The 297-nt window shown below is 52.9% G+C and carries 1 rRNA gene; it reads left to right on the forward strand.

Annotated elements, in window-relative coordinates:
* Positions 1-297: ribosomal RNA gene (locus GTP90_RS36220) — 16S ribosomal RNA — on the forward strand; the annotation flags it as partial.

Raw genomic sequence — 297 nt, forward strand, 5'->3', positions numbered from 1 at the left:
GTAGACCGCCTGGGGAGTACGGTCGCAAGATTAAAACTCAAAGGAATTGACGGGGACCCGCACAAGCGGTGGATGATGTGGATTAATTCGATGCAACGCGAAAAACCTTACCTACCCTTGACATGGCAGGAATCCCTGAGAGATTGGGGAGTGCTCGAAAGAGAACCTGCACACAGGTGCTGCATGGCTGTCGTCAGCTCGTGTCGTGAGATGTTGGGTTAAGTCCCGCAACGAGCGCAACCCTTGTCATTAGTTGCTACGAAAGGGCACTCTAATGAGACTGCCGGTGACAAACCG

The sequence above is a fragment of the Duganella vulcania genome (genome assembly GCF_009857655.1).
GTDB classification, from domain to species: Bacteria; Pseudomonadota; Gammaproteobacteria; order Burkholderiales; family Burkholderiaceae_D; genus Rugamonas; species Rugamonas vulcania.